The following is a 16,526-nucleotide window of genomic DNA, read 5'->3' as shown; positions in this document are numbered from 1 at the left end:
CTCCTGCTAGCTCATGAACATGCGGGCACGTTGGCGTTCGTGCCGCATTTGCGAAATTTCCAGTCCGGGGCTGACGGCGCCGAAGTCGTCCGCCGTCAGGTGCGCGATCGTGGCGATGGCGGCAGCGACGTTGTCGTGCGCTTTCCGCAGCACCCGCTGCCCGGCGTTCTGGCCCAGGGGGATGGCGCGGACGGCGTTCTGGGTGAGGGAGGTGACGGTGGCGAAGAGGTAGGCGGCGAGCGCTTCCTGGAGCGGCACGCCCAGTGAGCGGGCGACGACGGCGAACGCCAGCGGCTGATGCCCGGCGGCCCGGCCGGTGGTCACGAGCTCCCGGTACAGGTCCAGGGCGGGCGAAGGAAACACTTCAGCTCCAATCTCCAAAAGCCGGCCGCCCATCTTCAAACTGGCCTCCCGAACCTGCCGCGGCAAAAGAGAAGCAGAAAGCAAAGAATCCAGCTCCCCAAGATCAACCCCCGCATAAAGAAGCCGAATCGCCAGGCCATCGGAATAGGTCAGCTGCTGGCCGACGAAGGCACCGAGCCAGAGCCCGAAAGACCCTTCATCAAGAACGAGCTCCCGATCGATGTACGTCTCAAACCCAAAAGAGTGAGCAAAAGCCCCAGTAGGAAGCGCAGAGTCCACCAATTGCTGAAGAGCAAGCTGATAATCGCTCACTGAACCGCCGCCAAAGGTGAGACAAGCAAGCGGCGCGAGGGATATGGGGCCGCGGCGTGGCGGGCACCGCGGAGCGGGCACGGCCCCATATCCCTCGCGGCGTCCCAAGCCCCCACCGGTATTGGAGCGCGCAGCGCGACGCTGGTACTAGTGCGAGTGTTCAGCATGGCGGAAAGGCACAGGCATGACGCGTTCCTGGCGGGTGTAGGGCACTGAGTTGTGGCGGAGGTAGTCCTCGACGGTGTGGTCGTAGGCGCACACCATGACATCGGCCCCGTATTCGGAGGACGCGTCAAAGAACTGTGCCTGGAGGTGCCGGTTGCCAAGGGAGTGTGCGGTAACGCCCATTTCGTGCACGGTGCGGGGTGCGATGACCAGGACGTCGGTGGGCAGCACCGACACCACGATCATGTTGGCGTCGGCGACGTGGAGGATGTCGCCATCACGGAGGTCGCCTGACCCGGACGGGAGCCGGATGCCGATCTCTTTGCCGTGGTCCGTGGTGGCGCGCTGGATGCGTTTGACCAGCTGGGCACTGGGCAGGACGACTTTTTCGCGGTGCAGACCGGCGTAGGCGGCGAGGTCGGAGTCCGGCAGGTCGTGCAGGTTGCCCAGGACTTTGTCGATGATCATGTGGTTGCTTTCGGGGTCTTGAATTCGCGGCTCTAGAAGAGGAAGTACCGCTGCGCCAAGGGCAGCACGTCGGACGGTTCGCAGGTGACGTCCTCGCCGTCCACCATCACCTGGTAGGTTTCCGGGTCCACCTGGATATCGGGCGTCGCGTCGTTGTATTTGAGGTCGGCTTTGGTGAGGTTCCGGATGCCGGAGACGGGGCGGATGACCTTTTCCAGCCCCAATTCCCCGGGCACGCCGGCGTCGATCGCGGCCTGGGACAGGAAGGTGATGGAGGACTGCTGAACCGCCTTGCCGAAGGTGGCGAACATGGGCCGCATGGTCCGCGGCTGGGGGGTGGGAATGGACCCGTTGGAGTCACCCATCAGGGCGTAGGCAATCTGTCCGCCCTTGAGCACCAGTTCCGGTTTGACCCCGAAGAATGCCGGATCCCACAACACCAGGTCCGCGAACTTGCCCACTTCCACTGACCCTACGGTGTCTGCGATCCCCTGCGCGATGGCGGGGTTGACGGTGTATTTGGCCACGTAGCGCTTGAGCCGGAAGTTGTCGCCGTCCGCACTGCCGTGCGCCCCGCCGTCGTTGTCTTCCAACACCCCGCGCTGCTTCTTCATCTTGTCCGCCACCTGCCAGGTGCGGGTGATCACCTCACCCACGCGGCCCATGGCCTGGGAGTCGGAGGAGGTGATGGAGAAGATGCCCAGGTCCTGCAGGACGTCCTCGGCGGCGATGGTCTCGGCACGGATCCGGGAATCGGCGAAGGCCACGTCCTCGGGGATGTCCGGGTTGAGGTGGTGGCAGACCATCAGCATGTCCAGGTGCTCTTCGATGGTGTTGCGCGTGTAGGGCAGCGTGGGGTTGGTGGAGGCGGGCAGGACGTTGGGCATGGCCGCGATCTTGATGATGTCCGGGGCATGGCCGCCACCGGCGCCCTCGGTGTGGAAGGTGTGGATCACGCGCCCGTTGATGGCCCGGATGGTGTCCTCAACGAACCCGCACTCGTTCAGGGTGTCGGTGTGGATGGCCACCTGGACGTCGTAGTCGTCAGCAACCCTCAGCGAGGTGTCGATGGAGGAGGTGGTGGCGCCCCAGTCCTCGTGGACTTTGAGCCCGATGGCCCCGGCGCGTATCTGCTCGGCGAGGGGTTCGACGGCGGACGCGTGGCCCTTGCCGAACAGGCCGATGTTCATGGGGAACGCCTCAGCCGCCTGCAGCATCCGCTGGATGTGCCACTTTCCGGGCGTCACGGTGGTGGCCTTGGTGCCTTCAGCCGGGCCGGTGCCGCCGCCGATCATGGTGGTCACGCCGCTGGCCAGGGCGGTCGGGATCTGGTCCGGGGAGATGAAGTGGATGTGGGTGTCGATGCCGCCGGCGGTGAGGATCTTCCGCTCGCCGGCGATGATTTCCGTGCTTGAGCCGATCACGATGTCCACGCCGTCCGTGATCTGCGGGTTGCCGGCCTTGCCGATCCGGAAGATGTGGCCGTCCTTCAGCGCCACGTCTGCCTTGTAGATTCCGGTGTAATCCAGGATGACGGCGTTGGTGATCACGGTGTCCGGGATGTCCTCGTCGCGGGCGGCCTGGCCGTTCTGGCCCATGCCGTCACGGATCACCTTGCCGCCGCCGAACACCACTTCCTCCCCGTACACGGTGAGGTCCTTTTCGATTTCCAGGAAGAGTTCGGTGTCTGCCAGGCGGATTTTGTCACCGGTGGTGGGTCCGTAGAGGTCGGCGTACTGCCGGCGCGGAATGTCGAAGCTCACTCGCCGTTCCCTTCCGTAAGGAGCCCGCTTTGGCGCGTCCCGCCGTCGAGCCTTCCGTTGACCGCGTTGCTGAGCCCGTAGACCTCCCGGTTCCCGGCCAGCCCAATGAGCCGGACCGTCCGCGAATCCCCCGGCTCAAACCTGGCCGCCGTTCCTGCGGGGATGTCCAGGCGCCGGCCGTAAGCTGCTTCGCGGTCGAAGGACAGGGCGGAATTGGCCTCGGCAAAATGGAAATGCGAGCCCACCTGGACGGGCCTGTCGCCAGTGTTGGTCACGGCGACCTCGATTGCCTCCCTGCCCGCATTCGCGGTGACGGGCTCAGGCCGCAGGATGTACTCACCTGGAATCATTGCCGCGCTCCTTAACGGATGGGGTCGTGGACGGTGACCAACTTGGTGCCGTCCGGGAAGGTGGCCTCGATCTGGACGTCATGGATCATCTCCGGCACGCCTTCCATCACGTCGTCGCGGGTGAGCAGCGTGGTCCCGTAGCTCATGAGCTCGGCCACGGTCCTGCCGTCCCGCGCACCCTCGATCAATTCGTAGCTGATGATGGCCACGGCCTCGGGATAGTTCAGTTTGAGGCCGCGGGACTGCCTCCGGCGGGCGAGATCGGCAGCCACCACGATCAGGAGTTTTTCCTGCTCACGCGGCAACAAATGCATGGGGTTCCCTTCGACGGCCTGGGGACAGCGTGGATTCAGCGTAGGCCCCGCACGTTTCCGCCACGTTTCAGGTCCATCATCCGGACGGAGCCTAGGGCGCGGATTCCCGGATCTTCAGTTCGAACCCGGCTTCCACATGCACCCCCTGAACCGATGGCTCGCGGCCGGCGATCCTGTCCAGCAACAGCCCGATGGACCGCTCCGCGATCTCGTCCATGCCCGGCGCGATTGTCGTGAGGGAGGGGGACGCAAACCGCCCTTCGTCGAGGTCGTCAAAGCCTGCCACCGCCACGTCCTGCGGGACTTTGACCCCCCGGACCTGCAATTCGTGCATTGCCCCCAGCGCCAGGACGTCGTTCAGTCCGAACACTGCGTCGAACTCCACACCCTTGTCCAGCAGCCCGGCGACGGCGGCGGCACCGGTGTCGCGGCGCCATTGCGCGGGTGCCACCAGCGCGGGGTCGTAAGGGATGACCGCCGCTGCCAGGGCCGTCCGGTACCCGTCCAGGCGCAGCCCACCGGTTCCGGCGGACTCGCCGGGGTCAGCTCCGATGACGGCGATACGACGGCGGCCACCGGCCAGCAGGTGCCCGGTCAGGGCGGCCGCGGCTTCCCTGTTCTTCACGGTCACAAGGTCGAAGCGGGGATCCACAATGTGCTCACCCAGCATCACCAGCGGCTTCCTGCCCGCCCGCGCAGCTATGGCTTCCGCATCCACCACCAACGGCGTGAACAGGAGGCCGTCCGTAAGCTGGCGGAAGGTCCCGTGGAGGGCGCCGAGTTCGGCAGCGGCCTCTGCGTCGGACTGCTCCACCAGCACCCGGTAGCCGTGCCGCGCCGCGGCTTTCATCAGCCTGGATGCCAGCTCGGCGTAGTAGGGGGCGGAGAGGTCCGACAGCACCAGGCCCAGCATGGACGTCTTGCCGGACCGGAGGCTGCGGGCGGTGAGGTTTGCCTCGTAGCCCAGCTCCGCAATGGCATCCTGTACCCGCTGCTTGGTGGCGGGACGGATGAATTCGTAGTCGTTCAATACGTTCGAAACGGTCTTGAGGGACACACCGGCAGCCCTCGCGACGTCGTTCATGGTTACTGCCATTAACGCTCTTTTCCAGCCTTCGCCGCCGCCTTCGCAGCCTGCTTGCTGGCGCGGACCTTGGCCAGGGATTCCGGGTCCACAATGTCGGCCACCGAGAGGTAGGCGCCGTCGTCGCCGTAGTGGCCCGCCGCCTCGCGCCATCCGGACGCCTTGAGGCCGCGCTGCTTGCCCAGCAGGGCCAGGAAGATCTTCGCCTTCTGCTCCCCGAAACCGGGCAGGGCCTTGAGCCGGCGCAGCACCTCGGCACCGTCCGGCGAGCCTTTGGTCCAGATGGCGGCGGTCTCGCCGTCCCATTCGTCCTGGACCGCCGCGGCAAGCGCCTGGACGCGTGCAGCCATGGAGCCGGGGAAGCGGTGCACGGCCGGGCGTTCCTTGAACATCTCCACGAAAGCCGCCGGATCATGCGTTGCGATGGCTTCGGGTTTGAGCGACCCCAACCGTGTCCGGATCTTTTCCGGCCCGGCGAACGCGGATTCCATCGTTACCTGCTGGTCCAGCAGCATGCCGGTCAGGAGGGCGAAATCGTCCTCACTCAGCAATTTGTCCGCAGCAGGATCCCCTGTGATGTGCAGTTCCATGCCGTCCATCCTCCCACCTGCGGGGCGTGGTCGTCATAAGGGCTTCCGGCATCGCATCCAGGCATGTCAGGACCCCACAGCCAGGCGGATCATGGACCAGGAGACTGCCGGGAGCTCGGCGGTGAGCCGCCCGTCGTCGGCCTTTACCGTGGCGTTTCCGGCAGGCAGGACGGAAGTGGAGTCATCGGCGCTGGCCTGCCAGTAAGCGTCCTTGTTGGCGTACGTCACCGCTTCCAGCACGCGCACGGTACCCAGGGCACCCACTGCGGCGTCGAGGGTGAGCGCCTGGCGCGCCAAACGGTTCACGGCGAACAGCGCGGCCTCACCCTTTTCCCGGTCAAACGTGGCGACGGCGGACAGCGCGGTGAAATCCGCCGTCACCCCGCCGCTGGCCAGCGGGGATTCCACGGCGAGCTGCAGCACCGTTCCGGATGCGTGCCGCGATGTCAGGGCGAACGGGTGGAAGGTGGTCTGCTTCCAGGCCCGCCCGCCGGGTTCGGTCATGATGGGTGCGATCACGTTCACCAGCTGCGCCAGGCTGGCCGAGTGGACGCGGTCGGTGTTCCGGAGCAGCGTGACCAGCAGGTCGCCCACCACCACGGCATCCGCCACCGTGTAGCTGTCCTCAAGCAGGGCGGGTGCCACCGGCCAGTCCTTGCCGGTGGGGACCCTGGACGCCTCGCGGCTCATGTGCCAGACGTTCCATTCGTCGAAGGAGATATTCACCTGCCGGCTGGACTTCCTGGCTGATCTCACATGGTCGATGTGACTCACCAGGTCGTGGATGAAGGCTTCCATCTTGTGCGCGGCGGCCAGGTGTTCCTGCAGGTCGCCGGTGTCCTCGAAGTACTGGTGCGCGGAAATGAGGTCCACCAGGTCATAGGTTTCGGTGAGGACCACACGCTCCCACTCGCCAAAGGTGGGCATGGCGGGGCTGGAGCTGCCGCAGGCAACGAGCTCCAGGCCGGGGTCGATCATGCGCATTCCGCGGGCGGTGTCCGCGGCCAGCCTGCCGTATTCGAGGGCGTTCTTGTGGCCGATCTGCCACGGGCCGTCCATCTCGTTGCCCAGGCACCACATGGTGACGCCGTAGCCGTTGGCGGCCCCGTTGGCGCGGCGTTGTTCGGAGCGGGTTGTCCCGCCGTCGATGTTGCAGTACTCCAGGAGGTCCAGTGCCTCCTGGATGCCGCGGGTGCCCAGGTTCACGGCCATCATCAGTTCCACGCCCGCCTTGGCGGACCATTTGGCGAACTCGTCCACGCCCACGGTGTTGGGTTCAGTCGAATGCCAGGCCAGGTCCAGGCGGACGGGACGCTGGTCCACCGGACCCACGCCGTCCTCCCAGCGGTAGCCGGAGACGAAGTTGCCGCCCGGGTAGCGGACGGTGGTGACGCCCAGCTCGCGGGTCAGTTCCAGGACGTCCTTGCGGAAGCCGTCCTGGTCGGCCGCCGGGTGCCCGGGCTCAAAGATCCCGGTGTACACGCACCGGCCAAGGTGCTCAACGAACGCGCCAAACGTACGACGACGGACGGGACCCACGGTGAACGACGGATCAATGGTGATTTTTGCTGCGGCGGGCTGTGGCTGGGTCACGAAGGTATCCTCGGCAATCAATTTACAACGTTATAGAAACATTGTTTGCCGTGCCGCTGCCAGCGTCAAGGATGCCGCCGGCCATCCTGCGCAACGGCTCCTGCGCGTCAGGAGCGGGCCAAGGAGCACCTCACCTGCGGCAACGTCCAGGTCGGCGGCGAACAGCCAGTCTCCAAGTACTACCTAATCGGAAAAACAGGTACCAGCTACGCATTCACCGGAGGCAGGAGGGCAATTAGGTTTTTCACAGAGACAAGGCCTCCAGGCTCTCGGTACTTGTCTCACTAGGGGGGTTCGAGACTGGTATGCATCACTCACAACATATAGGCCCAAGCTTCCCGGTCCACCGGACCCGGGTAATAGGCGGGGCCGGCGACGAGGAGTCCTTCGAGACCAAGGGCTCTCCCCCAGCCGTCGCCGGCCCTCCGGCCCGTCTGGCCCGCCGCGGCGGGCATTCCCCCCTGCCCTCCGCTGCCAGCCAAGTACGGGCGGCTCCACGGAACAACGCCCTTCTTCTTGACCTGGTGAACGGCGCCCAGACCCTGGCAGATTCCCTGGACCTGCTGGTGGCAGCATCGGCTGTCCACGTGGTCCGGACCGCCGGAATCGATGTGGGCTGCGGACTGGTGCTGCTGCAGCCCAAGCGCGGGGCTGTAATCACCGGCACCACCGACGAGGTAGTCCGGTTGCTCGACTGGGAGCGGGAAAGGGCCGAGGGGCCGGTGACCGATGTGATGTCCGGCGGCCACCCCGTGGCGGTCCTCCAACGCAACGGCGATTTCCGGTGGCGGCAGTACTCAAGCCAACTGCAGGCGGCCGGCTTCGGCAGCACCCTTGCCGTCAGGCTTCGCCTGGACGCTGATCTTCCCTCCGACGACGGGGTCCCCGGCACCAGCAACCTCGGCCAGTCGAGCGCTGCCCTCGCCTTCTTCGCCCAGGACGCAAAAGCCTTCCCACTCCAGGCCATTGCCGAAGCACGAAGCTTCGCGCAGCTGGCCACGAGAAGCCTCCAGATGGCCATCAACCTGCACACTGCACGCTCGCTGGCCAGCGACCTCCGCTCGGCACTGGACAGCCGCACCTCCATCAACGTGGCGTGCGGAGTGATCATGGCCCAGAACAGGTGCTCCTACCAGGAGGCCTTCTCCATCCTTGCCAAGGCTTCGAGCCACCGGAACATCAAGGTCCGCAAGGTGGCCGAAGACATCCTTGAGCGCCTGCCCGAAGGTGCGCCGCACCCGCACTTCGGCCGCTGACCCGCAAACGCACTGCGACGGGGCACTCCCGGGGCGCCCCGGCGCAGCTCAGGATGTGAGGGTGCCCCTGGCGATGCTGACGCTGGAGTGGGCCGGATTGCCGTCCATGGGTTCGTCGGACACGTCCACCACCGGGTACTGGGAGAGGTCAAGGCCTGCCGGCACCTGGAACGTTCCCGATGTGGTGTTCATGACGCCCAGGCTCACCAGCTTGGAGAGGTCCGGCGCAATGAGCCAAACCTCCTGGTAGCCCTTGGCCTCATCCTTGTCCAGGCTCACATACAGGCTGCGCGAACCGTCTGCGGCCGCCACCACCTTGGCCGACCCCGCCGCCGAGTGCTGCGCGAGGGGGCTCAGCCGGGCTGCGGCCAGCTCCTGCGGCTGGGGTGGCCGGTCGAAGGCCCAGACGGCGCCGAAAACCACCAGGACAGCAGCTGCCGCCGTGGCCAGCCAGGTGCCTGGATGCTGCCACCATGCCGTCCCGCCGCGGGCACCCCTGGTGGGCGCGCCCTTCGTTCCGGCACCCAGCCGGACATCGTTCGACGACGGCCCAGCCGCGGGTGCCGGCGTGGCAGCGGGAGTTGCCGCACCATCCGTGCCGGCGCCTGCCTCCTGGGGAGCCGCAGCCGCGAGCGGGTCCTCCCGGACGGGCTCCCCGAGGCCCAGTTCGCGGTGGATTCCGGCCCAGACCTGGGGCCCGGGAACGGACAGCCGGCTGGTGTCAGGCGTTGTCTTTACCGCTTCCACGGTGCGGCGCAGGGCGGCGTAATCGGCGGCGCACCGGGAGCAGACCAGAAGGTGCTGCCGGCCATCCGGGTCATCCCAGTCGTCGTACAGCGCCAGGAGGCTCAACTGTTCCGGATCAAGATGCGGCATGGTCTACCTCCAATCTGCTTCTTAGGTGCGTCAGGCTGCGGCGGATGTGGCTCTTGACGGTACCAAGCGGCAGGTCCAGTTTCCGCGAGATCTGTTCGTGCGTCAGGTCCTCGTAGAAGGCAAGCTTCATGATGGAGCCCTGGGGCTCACCCAGCCGCTCCAGTTCGCCGTCCAGGTGCAGCCGGTCGGCGAGCGTTTCCGCCGCTTCCATCCCCGCCCCCGCCTCCGTTGCCATCCCGGCGCCCGCAGCGGCATAGGCCTTGCTAGCTTCGCGGGCGGACGACTGCTGGGCGTCCGTGATGGCATTGCGGGTGATTCCAACGATCCAGGCCGGGAGCCGGGCCACCTGCGGATTGAAGGTGCTCCGCGAGCGCCATACCCGGATGAAGACCTCCTGGGTGACGTCGTCTGCGGCCGCCCGGTCCGCCAGGGACCGAAGGGCCAGCGTGTGCACCAGTGGCGCGAACTCGCGGTAGGCCGCCGCCAGCGCCTGCTCATCGCCGGACAGGAAGGATGCGGTCAGCCCGTCATCCCATCCAGGGGAGTCACGGCCGGGGAGCGTCACGGGCGGCTCCCTCCCGGCTTCGGCGACGAGATACATTGCGGTCCACTGGCCGGGCACGAACCGGTTCATGGCGGAGCCGGCTCAGGCAGGGACTGCGGTAACAATCACATTGTCGCTGTAGTCCATCCGCTCGTCCAGCCATGTGCCGCCGCAGGTAACCAACTTGAGTTCGTGTGGACCCGTCCGCCTGAAAAGGGACCCGCCGTCGAACCTGTCCTTCGCCATCAGTTCCACGCCAACCACCCGGTAGGTGACAGCGGGAGCGCCTTCCCTTCCCACCCGGATGATGGTTCCGGCCGGGACCGACTTCAGCGCGGAGAACGGCGCGCGGTCCGATCTTGTGTCGATGTGGCCGGCGATAACGGCAGCGCCTTCGGCTGCCCCGGGCGCCGGGCCGAACTTGTACCACGCGGCGCGGTCGAACACGTCCGGAATCTCCATCGCTCCCCCGGCGGATACTCCCCCGGGCACCACCGGCATGTCGATGGCGGTGCCCGCCACACTAAGTGTGGTGGGCGCCGGCACGGCGGCACTGGCCGGCAGGGTGGCCGGCCTGACCTGAATGGCACCTGGCGGCGCAACCGCAGGGCCGCTTCCGGCCGTGGGGGCCTGCGGCAGGGCGGAGGCCGACGGAGCCGCCGGGCTGGGGGCAGCCGCTGGAGGCGACACCTGCGGGGAACCGTCCGGCCCAGGGGAACCGCAGCCGGAAAGAGCCAGCACCCCGACTGCCACCGCCGCTGCCACGCTCCTGATGGAATGCCGACGGCGGTTCCCACCCGCCGGCGTCGTACGTGCGTTCATTGCTTCCGCCCTTCCCGGGAACATGTCACTGGACAGGAAACGGCCCGGCGCAAAGGCCCGTCCGCGGGTGAGCGGCCGGGCCCCTGCGCCTGACGGTCAATCAGCGGCGCCGCTTACAGCTCCGCACGCCGGGTACGGACTGCGCGGCTTACGCCCACAGCGCCGGCCAGCAACGCCAGGGCTGCAAGGCTGAACCCGGCAGTGGCAACTGCGGAGCCTGCCCTGCCGGGGTCAGGTGAGCCGCCAAGGGCACCTGGCACGGATGCCGGAGCCGTGTGCAGGCCTTCGATGGTCTGCACGGCGAGCTTCAGGTTCTGGTCCGCCAGGCTGCCCCAGGCGTAGACGATGGTGTGCGTCCCTTCGGCCATGGTGACGTCCGCCGGGCCGATCACCGGGGTGGTGGTGCCGGCGGCGGCGACCGCGGCAGGAACTGTTCCCGGATCAAGGGTAAGGGTCTGTTCGTTCGGGTTGGCCAGGTTGGTGACCACGGCGGTACCTCCTGCCAGGACGTCGACGGCGGGTGCCGCCGCGGCATGCCGGACCGTCAGTTTGCCCTTGCCCGCCGGGATTTGGGAGACGTCATTGGTGAACAGGCTCGCCGTGGGCTTGCCGTCCGCGCCCAGGTGGGCCGCGGCAGTGTAGTTTCCATTGGCGGCCAGGTTGACGCTGACGGGACCGATCGCCGGGGCGGAGGCGTCCGCGGCGTCGGCTGCCGTGATGGCAATTTCGTAGGTGCCGGCCGGGAGGGCAAGCGGCCCGGCAAGGGTTCCCGGGGCGAAATCATCAAGCGTGCGGTCGCCGTTGACCCATACATCCACGGTCAGTCCGGGGACCCCGTGCAGCACCGAGAGCTGGGCGTCTCCCTCTGCTGCATTTGCGGGACCGGCCAGGGCGATTGCGGCTGCAATGGCTGCCGCACCGGCACCTGCGGTGAAGATCGTTTTGCGCATGTCCATCTCCTTGAAAGGCCCGGCTGCCGGGCGTTTTGTTCTGACACCCCTACTACCGCCGCGGGCACGGATTTGGATGCAGATTCATGGAGATTTTTTTGGATTTTTCCTGCCGCAGTTGTTGCGTCCCGCCCACGGGCTTGCGGCGCCCCTGGCTTTTGGCCCCCTGGCTTCCGTCGCCGCTAGGGCGACGCCGGGGAAGCGGTGCTGGCGCGGAGGACCAGTTGCGGCGGCACTACAGTGGAGCTCACCGCAGCCCCGGACTCGATCTCCTCCAGCATGATGTCCATGCAGCGGCGTCCCAGTTCCTCGAAGTCCTGGCGGACGGTGGTCAGCGGCGGCGTGAAGTACCCGGCTTCCGGCTGGTCGTCGAAACCCACCACGGAGACGTCGTCGGGCACCTTGACGCCTGCCTCCGTGAACGCACGCAGGAGGCCCAGCGCCATCTGGTCGTTTCCCACGAAGATGGCTGTCGCCGTGAGTCCGGACGCAAGCCGGCGGCCGATCGCGTAGCCGCTCCCCGCGCTCCAGTCCCCCTCCACCAGGAGGGATTCATCCAGGCCTGCCTCCCGGAGGACGGCCCGCCACCCCTCCGCCCGTTCTGCCCCGTCCGTCCAGTCGGGCGGCCCGGCGATGTGTCCGATCTGCCGGTGGCCTTCCCCGACGAGATGCTCGACGGCGAGCCTTGCACCAGCACGCTGGTCCACCATGGCCCCGCTCACCTTCGCGCTGCCCGCAGAGCCCACGGCCACCACGGGCACCGGAAGGTTCATCTGCTCCAGCACGGCGAGGGTGTCCGCGTGCGGCACCAGCACCGCGATCCCGTCCACGGCCTGGTCCATAAAGTGGCCTACGGCGTCGGAAATGGCTTCCCGGCTGACCTCGCGCAGTGCAGCGATGCTGACAAAGTAGCCGGCGTTGCGGGCGGCATGCTCAACGCCCAGCAGGGTGTTGGCCGGACCGTACTGGGAAAGCTCACTGGCCAGCACGCCGATGGTCTGCGAGCGCCGCGTAACCAGGCTCCGGGCTGCGGTGTTGCGCCGGTATCCCAGTTCCGCGATGGCTGCCTCCACCTTTTCCCGGGTTGCCTTGCTGACATTGGGGTGGTGGTTCACCACGCGGGAGACGGTCTGGTGGGAGACGCCGGCCACCTTGGCCACGTCTTCCAGGCGCGGCATCCGGCCCTTGCTGGTATTTGCCATGAGCCTATTGTGCCTGTGACCCCGGTGCCCCGCGTGCGCAAATGGGCTGGCGATTCCGGATGGATCCTTGCGCCGCAGCTGCCCGGTGGGCCCATCCCGGCGGCAGCCCGCCCGAACCCCCTGATGTGTTCCGGCGGGTGCATGGGTCAGCTGGCGGGGTCGTACTGGAAAGCCCGCACCTCCTGTGCGCAGCGGCAGGCCCTGGCGATTTTCGCGAGCTGGGGTCCGGAGGAGGTTAAAAGGAAAGGTCCGCCTGCGCTAGCGGCGGACCTTCGTAGTCCTGATGGGTGGGCCCTGTGGGGCTCGAACCCACGACCCACGGATTAAAAGTCCGATGCTCTACCAACTGAGCTAAAGGCCCCTGCCGGCCGGTCAAACACGCTGTGCCTGCCCGTACGGCCCAATCCATTTCTGGACGTTAATACTCTAACCCATGGTTCCAGCCACTTCGCACACCCCGCGGGCGCCGCCGTCGAACCTTTCCACCCCACGGTTCCAGGCCTTCCCGCCGCCCGCGGACAAGCCCTGAAGACGCTCGATTTCCGCGGCGGCACAGGAGTAGCGTGGGGGCATGAGCGAGCAAGCAGGACACACTCCGTACGGCGGCAGCAACCGGCACCATAAGCCCAAGCCCTTCGCGCCGCTGGACTTCGAGCCCTTCGCAGGCGGGGCCGATCCCGCCCGCGTGTCGGAGGCCGCCCACCTTGCCGCGCAGGCACTGGTCCGCCATGGCCGCGACAGCGACGATCCCGTGATCACCGAACGGCTGGTCAAGCTCGCGGACGAACAGGGGCTGGATGCGATCGCCGAGATGTGGGCGGAGAGCCCCGCCCGCTCACTTCCCGGCGCACTGTGGCGGCTTTACGCGCTGCGCGCCGCCACCGTCCAGGACCCTGAGCGCATCAGCGTCTATTTCCGGGCGGGACGGGACACCGCCCAGGTATCCAACGTGGTGGCCGGCGCGGCTGAGCCGCCGGGCGCCGACGAAATGCGCACCATGGCGGATGCCATCCTTTCCGGCGCATTCGACGGCGACTTCGACGTCGCGCTGGAACGCTCCGCCGCGTTCTGCCGCGTCGTGGCGCTCGGGCAGGCCACCCTCGCCGACGGTGCCGAACACGCCAACGAGGCCCATGCCAGCAAGCTGACCCGCAACTCCCACCAGCTGGTGAAGACCGCCGAGGACCTGGAACATGCCGCCAACGCGTGGCGCCTGGGCGAACTGGACTGAGCCCCGGCTGGAGCCGCCGGACCGGATTTCCGGGACGAACCAAGCCCCCGCTGTCAAGATTGACTTGGGCCGGGTGAAGTAGAAGACTGAAACCGGTGCCGAGCCGCGAAACCCCCGGGCTTCAACAATTAGCCGCCTAGAGCGGCCTACCGCCGAGAGGCGTATCCGGTTCGGCACCATTTTTCTGCCCTCTTCCAGATGGCCGATTCCGGGGTGCAGTTACGGGCCGGTAGAGTAATCCCCAGTTGCCCGCCGCCGTCAAGTCACACGGCAGCAACCCCCGCCTTGATAAGTCCCTGGAGACCGGTAAACACGTGAAGCTGCGCCTTTTTCCACAGGAGCCCGCAGGGCTGAACCTGCTCTCACAGATGGCACAACAGATCGTGCTGGCCACCGCCACCCTGGCCGAGATCCTTGGCGTACCCGCGGACGAGCACGCCAAGCTCGTCGAGGACATGCACAACATCGAGGCCAAGTCCGCCGAACTGCATTTCGCGCTGCTGACCCACATGCGCACCAGCTTCGTAAACCCCCTCCCCCGCGAGGACATGTACGCCCTGTCCCGGTACCTCAACGAGGCCATGGAAAAGATGGACGCGGCAGCGGAACTGGTGGCCCTGTACCGGCTTGACCGTCTCCCCAAACGCGCCGCCGACCAGTTGGAGATCATCAGCCGGCAGGCCGAACTGACCGTTGACGCCATGCGCAGGCTCAATGACCTGGACGACCTCGAGGACTACTGGATCGAGATCCTGCGCCTCGCCAAACGGGCGGAGCGCACACACCGCGTGTGGGTGGCGGACATGATCGCGGACATGAAGTGGGCGCAGTATTCCCGCAACCGCGACATCGCCAACCAGCTGGTGGAGGTCACCAAGGACATGCGGCGGGTGGCCACCCAGGTAGGCAGCATCATCGTCAAGGAATCCTGACGTGGCGGCAGTCATCTTCGGCGCGGTGGTCCTGCTGGCCGCGGCGTTTGCCTTCCTGAACGGCTTCCGCGACGCATCCACCTCGGTGGCCCTGGCGGTGCGGAACCGGGCCCTCACCCCCAGCGTGGGCATCCTCCTGGCCGCGTTCTTCAACTTTGTCGGCGCCCTCCTCAGCGCCCTGCTCGCCGTCGCCGTCAGCCGGACCTGGATCAGCCTCCCCGCCGGCACCGACGGACTGTCCATCCTGGTGGCCGGCCTGGCCAGCGCGTGCGCATGGGGCATCCTGATGTGGTGGCGCGGCATTCCCGCGTCCTCCACCCACGCCCTGGTGGGCGGCCTTGCCGGTGCAGGGCTTGCGAGCCTGGCCATCGGGGGACCGGGCGTTGCCGGCGTGGACCAGTCGCTGCTGTTCCAGGTGGTCCTGCCGCTGGTCCTCTCCCCGCTGGTGGCCTACAGCGGCTCCTTCCTCCTGGTGTACCCGGCCACATGGGTGGCCCGCTACACCCAGGCCAACGTGGTGAACCAGCGGTTCCGCCGGGGGCAGGCCGTAGCGGCGGGGGCGGTGGCGTTCGGCCACGGCCTGCAGGACGGACAGCGCGTCAGCGCCGTCCTGCTGCTGGCACTGCTGGCGGCCGGCTATGCCGACGGCGGGATCCCCACCTGGGTGGCGGGGCTTTGCGCGGTGATGATGACCGCCGGGACCCTTTTCGGAGGGTGGCGGATCTCGCACACCATCGGCTACAAGATCACCCGGATCGATCCCCTGCGTGGCTCCGTGGCACAGACATTCAGCGCGGTGATGCTCTTTGTGGGCGCGATCGGGCTGCACTGGCCCCTCTCCACCACCCACACCGTCACAGCCGGCGCCCTGGGTGCAGGGGAGAACCAGCATTTTTCGGTCACCAACCGGAAGCTGGTCATCCGGATCCTGTGGCTCTGGGGGCTGACCCCGCTGGCTACCTGCGTCCTCGGCTTCGTGCTTGCGCTGGCACTCTCCCCCATCTCCACGTAGGCGGGCAGCTCCCCCTATACAGGGAATCCGGTGTGACGTACATTCAAAGTGCGCCCCCGGGTCAACGGTGCCGGGGACCGGCGTCCACGCCGTGTGCAGGGCTGCGGACGACGCGCCGCTGCAGCCAACCGGCGGTTCGGATGCACAACGCGGAAAAGAGCAGGCGTCATGTCTCCCTCGTATTCCCGGCGCCCCCTTCCACAGCCCCGGCAGCCCCGGTGCGAGGCCTGCGGAACCGAGCACCAGCTCACCATCCACGCGATCACGGCCATCGGCGCGGCAGGCGGTGACCTGGTCACGGTCTCTTACACCTGCAACGACTGCGACCTGTTCCAGGAACACACCGCCTACGCCACGGACGTTGCGGCCGCGCTGAACCAGGTGCACTGGAAGACCGACGTCATCCTCTTCGGGGACGACTACATCCACTGCGGCTTCCCCATGGAAGAGGCGGAGTTCGAGGTTGAGCGGCTCTGCTACCGCAGCGGCAGGTCGGGCAGCACGCTCAGCGCCGTGGCCCTCCCCACCCGGGTCCTGCGCTGCCACTGCGGGTTCCAGCTGGAGGTTCCCGAATAGCCACTCCGCAGGGCGCCCCTGTACCGCGCTGTACGTACCGCGCGGCGCAGTGACGGGCCGGCTTAGCGTGCAGGGGCAGCCCCTGCACAGCGAGCCCAGCCCCCAATGGGGACGGCCAGCCAC

General features: G+C 67.2%; 18 protein-coding genes and 1 tRNA gene. 5 read left to right on the top strand and 14 right to left on the bottom strand.

What is annotated here, in order from left to right; genetic code table 11:
• Positions 1 to 6 precede the first annotated feature (6 nt).
• From J2T23_RS08155 to arfA, 8 genes are all read right to left on the bottom strand, one after another.
• Positions 7 to 675, bottom strand: coding sequence for an urease accessory protein UreF (locus J2T23_RS08155; protein ID WP_307358804.1), 669 nt, complete (start codon positions 673 to 675; stop codon positions 7 to 9).
• A 147-nt stretch (positions 676 to 822) separates the two neighbouring features.
• A complete protein-coding gene (gene ureE, locus J2T23_RS08150) occupies positions 823 to 1,308 on the bottom strand; it encodes an urease accessory protein UreE (RefSeq protein ID WP_141183040.1) in 486 nt (161 codons plus the stop codon).
• Positions 1,309 to 1,340: 32 nt separating this feature from the next.
• Positions 1,341 to 3,071 carry an urease subunit alpha gene (gene ureC / locus J2T23_RS08145; protein WP_307358801.1) on the bottom strand — a complete coding sequence of 577 codons (1,731 nt, stop codon included), beginning with the start codon at positions 3,069 to 3,071 and terminating at the stop codon, positions 1,341 to 1,343.
• Positions 3,068 to 3,421, bottom strand: a complete 354-nt coding sequence (locus tag J2T23_RS08140; RefSeq protein ID WP_307358799.1) for an urease subunit beta — start codon at positions 3,419 to 3,421, stop codon at positions 3,068 to 3,070. The genes ureC and J2T23_RS08140 overlap by 4 nt, the downstream gene beginning before the upstream one ends.
• An 11-nt stretch (positions 3,422 to 3,432) precedes the next feature.
• Positions 3,433 to 3,735, bottom strand: coding sequence for an urease subunit gamma (locus tag J2T23_RS08135; RefSeq protein WP_307358796.1), 303 nt, complete (start codon positions 3,733 to 3,735; stop codon positions 3,433 to 3,435).
• A 91-nt stretch (positions 3,736 to 3,826) separates the two neighbouring features.
• Positions 3,827 to 4,831 (bottom strand): LacI family DNA-binding transcriptional regulator, encoded by a 1,005-nt coding sequence (locus J2T23_RS08130; RefSeq protein ID WP_307358793.1) that lies wholly within the window; start codon positions 4,829 to 4,831, stop codon positions 3,827 to 3,829.
• Positions 4,831 to 5,418 (bottom strand): HhH-GPD-type base excision DNA repair protein, encoded by a 588-nt coding sequence (locus J2T23_RS08125; protein ID WP_141158534.1) that lies wholly within the window; start codon positions 5,416 to 5,418, stop codon positions 4,831 to 4,833. The genes J2T23_RS08130 and J2T23_RS08125 overlap by 1 nt, the downstream gene beginning before the upstream one ends.
• Before the next feature lie 57 nt (positions 5,419 to 5,475).
• Entirely contained in the window at positions 5,476 to 7,002 is a 1,527-nt protein-coding gene (arfA, locus tag J2T23_RS08120; RefSeq protein ID WP_307358790.1) for an arabinosylfuranosidase ArfA, read from the bottom strand.
• 305 nt (positions 7,003 to 7,307) lie between these two features.
• Here arfA and J2T23_RS08115 point away from each other — a divergent pair, with 305 nt between their 5' ends.
• On the top strand, positions 7,308 to 8,258 hold the full coding sequence (locus J2T23_RS08115; RefSeq protein WP_307358787.1) for an ANTAR domain-containing response regulator: 951 nt from the start codon (positions 7,308 to 7,310) through the stop codon (positions 8,256 to 8,258).
• 48 nt (positions 8,259 to 8,306) lie between these two features.
• Here J2T23_RS08115 and J2T23_RS08110 read toward each other — a convergent pair whose 3' ends face one another.
• The 6 genes from J2T23_RS08110 to J2T23_RS08085 form a co-directional block, all read right to left on the bottom strand.
• Complete coding sequence (locus J2T23_RS08110) at positions 8,307 to 9,134, bottom strand: anti-sigma factor (protein WP_307358785.1); 828 nt, start codon at positions 9,132 to 9,134, stop codon at positions 8,307 to 8,309.
• On the bottom strand, positions 9,121 to 9,735 hold the full coding sequence (locus J2T23_RS08105) for an RNA polymerase sigma factor (protein WP_370871428.1): 615 nt from the start codon (positions 9,733 to 9,735) through the stop codon (positions 9,121 to 9,123). Before J2T23_RS08105 ends, J2T23_RS08110 begins: the two co-directional genes overlap by 14 nt.
• 45 nt (positions 9,736 to 9,780) lie before the next feature.
• Positions 9,781 to 10,500 (bottom strand): class F sortase, encoded by a 720-nt coding sequence (locus J2T23_RS08100; protein WP_307358780.1) that lies wholly within the window; start codon positions 10,498 to 10,500, stop codon positions 9,781 to 9,783.
• A 113-nt stretch (positions 10,501 to 10,613) separates the two neighbouring features.
• Positions 10,614 to 11,450 carry a DUF4397 domain-containing protein gene (locus J2T23_RS08095; RefSeq protein WP_307358777.1) on the bottom strand — a complete coding sequence of 279 codons (837 nt, stop codon included), beginning with the start codon at positions 11,448 to 11,450 and terminating at the stop codon, positions 10,614 to 10,616.
• Positions 11,451 to 11,632: 182 nt separating this feature from the next.
• Complete coding sequence (locus tag J2T23_RS08090; protein ID WP_307358774.1) at positions 11,633 to 12,652, bottom strand: LacI family DNA-binding transcriptional regulator; 1,020 nt, start codon at positions 12,650 to 12,652, stop codon at positions 11,633 to 11,635.
• Positions 12,653 to 12,940: 288 nt separating this feature from the next.
• A tRNA-Lys gene (locus J2T23_RS08085) sits at positions 12,941 to 13,013 on the bottom strand.
• 210 nt (positions 13,014 to 13,223) lie between these two features.
• On the opposite strand from J2T23_RS08085, the gene J2T23_RS08080 reads away from it, so the two are divergent.
• The 4 genes from J2T23_RS08080 (at position 13,224) to J2T23_RS08065 (ending at position 16,403) form a co-directional block, all read left to right on the top strand.
• Entirely contained in the window at positions 13,224 to 13,883 is a 660-nt protein-coding gene (locus J2T23_RS08080) for a hypothetical protein (protein WP_141158542.1), read from the top strand.
• Positions 13,884 to 14,197: 314 nt separating this feature from the next.
• Positions 14,198 to 14,815 carry a DUF47 domain-containing protein gene (locus J2T23_RS08075; RefSeq protein WP_141161397.1) on the top strand — a complete coding sequence of 206 codons (618 nt, stop codon included), beginning with the start codon at positions 14,198 to 14,200 and terminating at the stop codon, positions 14,813 to 14,815.
• 1 nt (position 14,816) lies between these two features.
• Entirely contained in the window at positions 14,817 to 15,827 is a 1,011-nt protein-coding gene (locus tag J2T23_RS08070) for an inorganic phosphate transporter (protein ID WP_141158543.1), read from the top strand.
• Positions 15,828 to 15,995: 168 nt separating this feature from the next.
• On the top strand, positions 15,996 to 16,403 hold the full coding sequence (locus tag J2T23_RS08065; RefSeq protein ID WP_141158544.1) for a hypothetical protein: 408 nt from the start codon (positions 15,996 to 15,998) through the stop codon (positions 16,401 to 16,403).
• Positions 16,404 to 16,526: the final 123 nt, after the last annotated feature.

It is taken from the genome of Pseudarthrobacter niigatensis, from assembly GCF_030812615.1.
GTDB lineage: Bacteria > Actinomycetota > Actinomycetes > Actinomycetales > Micrococcaceae > Arthrobacter > Arthrobacter niigatensis.
Note: the sequence above shows the minus strand (reverse complement) of the source record. Positions and strands in the feature narration are given on the sequence as shown.

What these genes read in the sequence shown, in the direction of transcription:
- J2T23_RS08135 (WP_307358796.1), bottom strand. Translation starts at nt 3,735, where the DNA reads ATGCATTTGTTGCCGCGTGAGCAGGAAAAACTCCTGATCGTGGTGGCT.
- J2T23_RS08130 (WP_307358793.1), bottom strand. Translation starts at nt 4,831, where the DNA reads ATGGCAGTAACCATGAACGACGTCGCGAGGGCTGCCGGTGTGTCCCTC.
- ureE (WP_141183040.1), bottom strand. Translation starts at nt 1,308, where the DNA reads ATGATCATCGACAAAGTCCTGGGCAACCTGCACGACCTGCCGGACTCC.
- J2T23_RS08095 (WP_307358777.1), bottom strand. Translation starts at nt 11,450, where the DNA reads ATGCGCAAAACGATCTTCACCGCAGGTGCCGGTGCGGCAGCCATTGCA.
- J2T23_RS08080 (WP_141158542.1), top strand. Translation starts at nt 13,224, where the DNA reads ATGAGCGAGCAAGCAGGACACACTCCGTACGGCGGCAGCAACCGGCAC.
- J2T23_RS08090 (WP_307358774.1), bottom strand. Translation starts at nt 12,652, where the DNA reads ATGGCAAATACCAGCAAGGGCCGGATGCCGCGCCTGGAAGACGTGGCC.
- J2T23_RS08100 (WP_307358780.1), bottom strand. Translation starts at nt 10,500, where the DNA reads ATGAACGCACGTACGACGCCGGCGGGTGGGAACCGCCGTCGGCATTCC.
- J2T23_RS08115 (WP_307358787.1), top strand. Translation starts at nt 7,308, where the DNA reads ATGCATCACTCACAACATATAGGCCCAAGCTTCCCGGTCCACCGGACC.
- J2T23_RS08110 (WP_307358785.1), bottom strand. Translation starts at nt 9,134, where the DNA reads ATGCCGCATCTTGATCCGGAACAGTTGAGCCTCCTGGCGCTGTACGAC.
- J2T23_RS08125 (WP_141158534.1), bottom strand. Translation starts at nt 5,418, where the DNA reads ATGGACGGCATGGAACTGCACATCACAGGGGATCCTGCTGCGGACAAA.
- J2T23_RS08065 (WP_141158544.1), top strand. Translation starts at nt 15,996, where the DNA reads ATGTCTCCCTCGTATTCCCGGCGCCCCCTTCCACAGCCCCGGCAGCCC.
- J2T23_RS08140 (WP_307358799.1), bottom strand. Translation starts at nt 3,421, where the DNA reads ATGATTCCAGGTGAGTACATCCTGCGGCCTGAGCCCGTCACCGCGAAT.
- J2T23_RS08105 (WP_370871428.1), bottom strand. Translation starts at nt 9,735, where the DNA reads ATGTATCTCGTCGCCGAAGCCGGGAGGGAGCCGCCCGTGACGCTCCCC.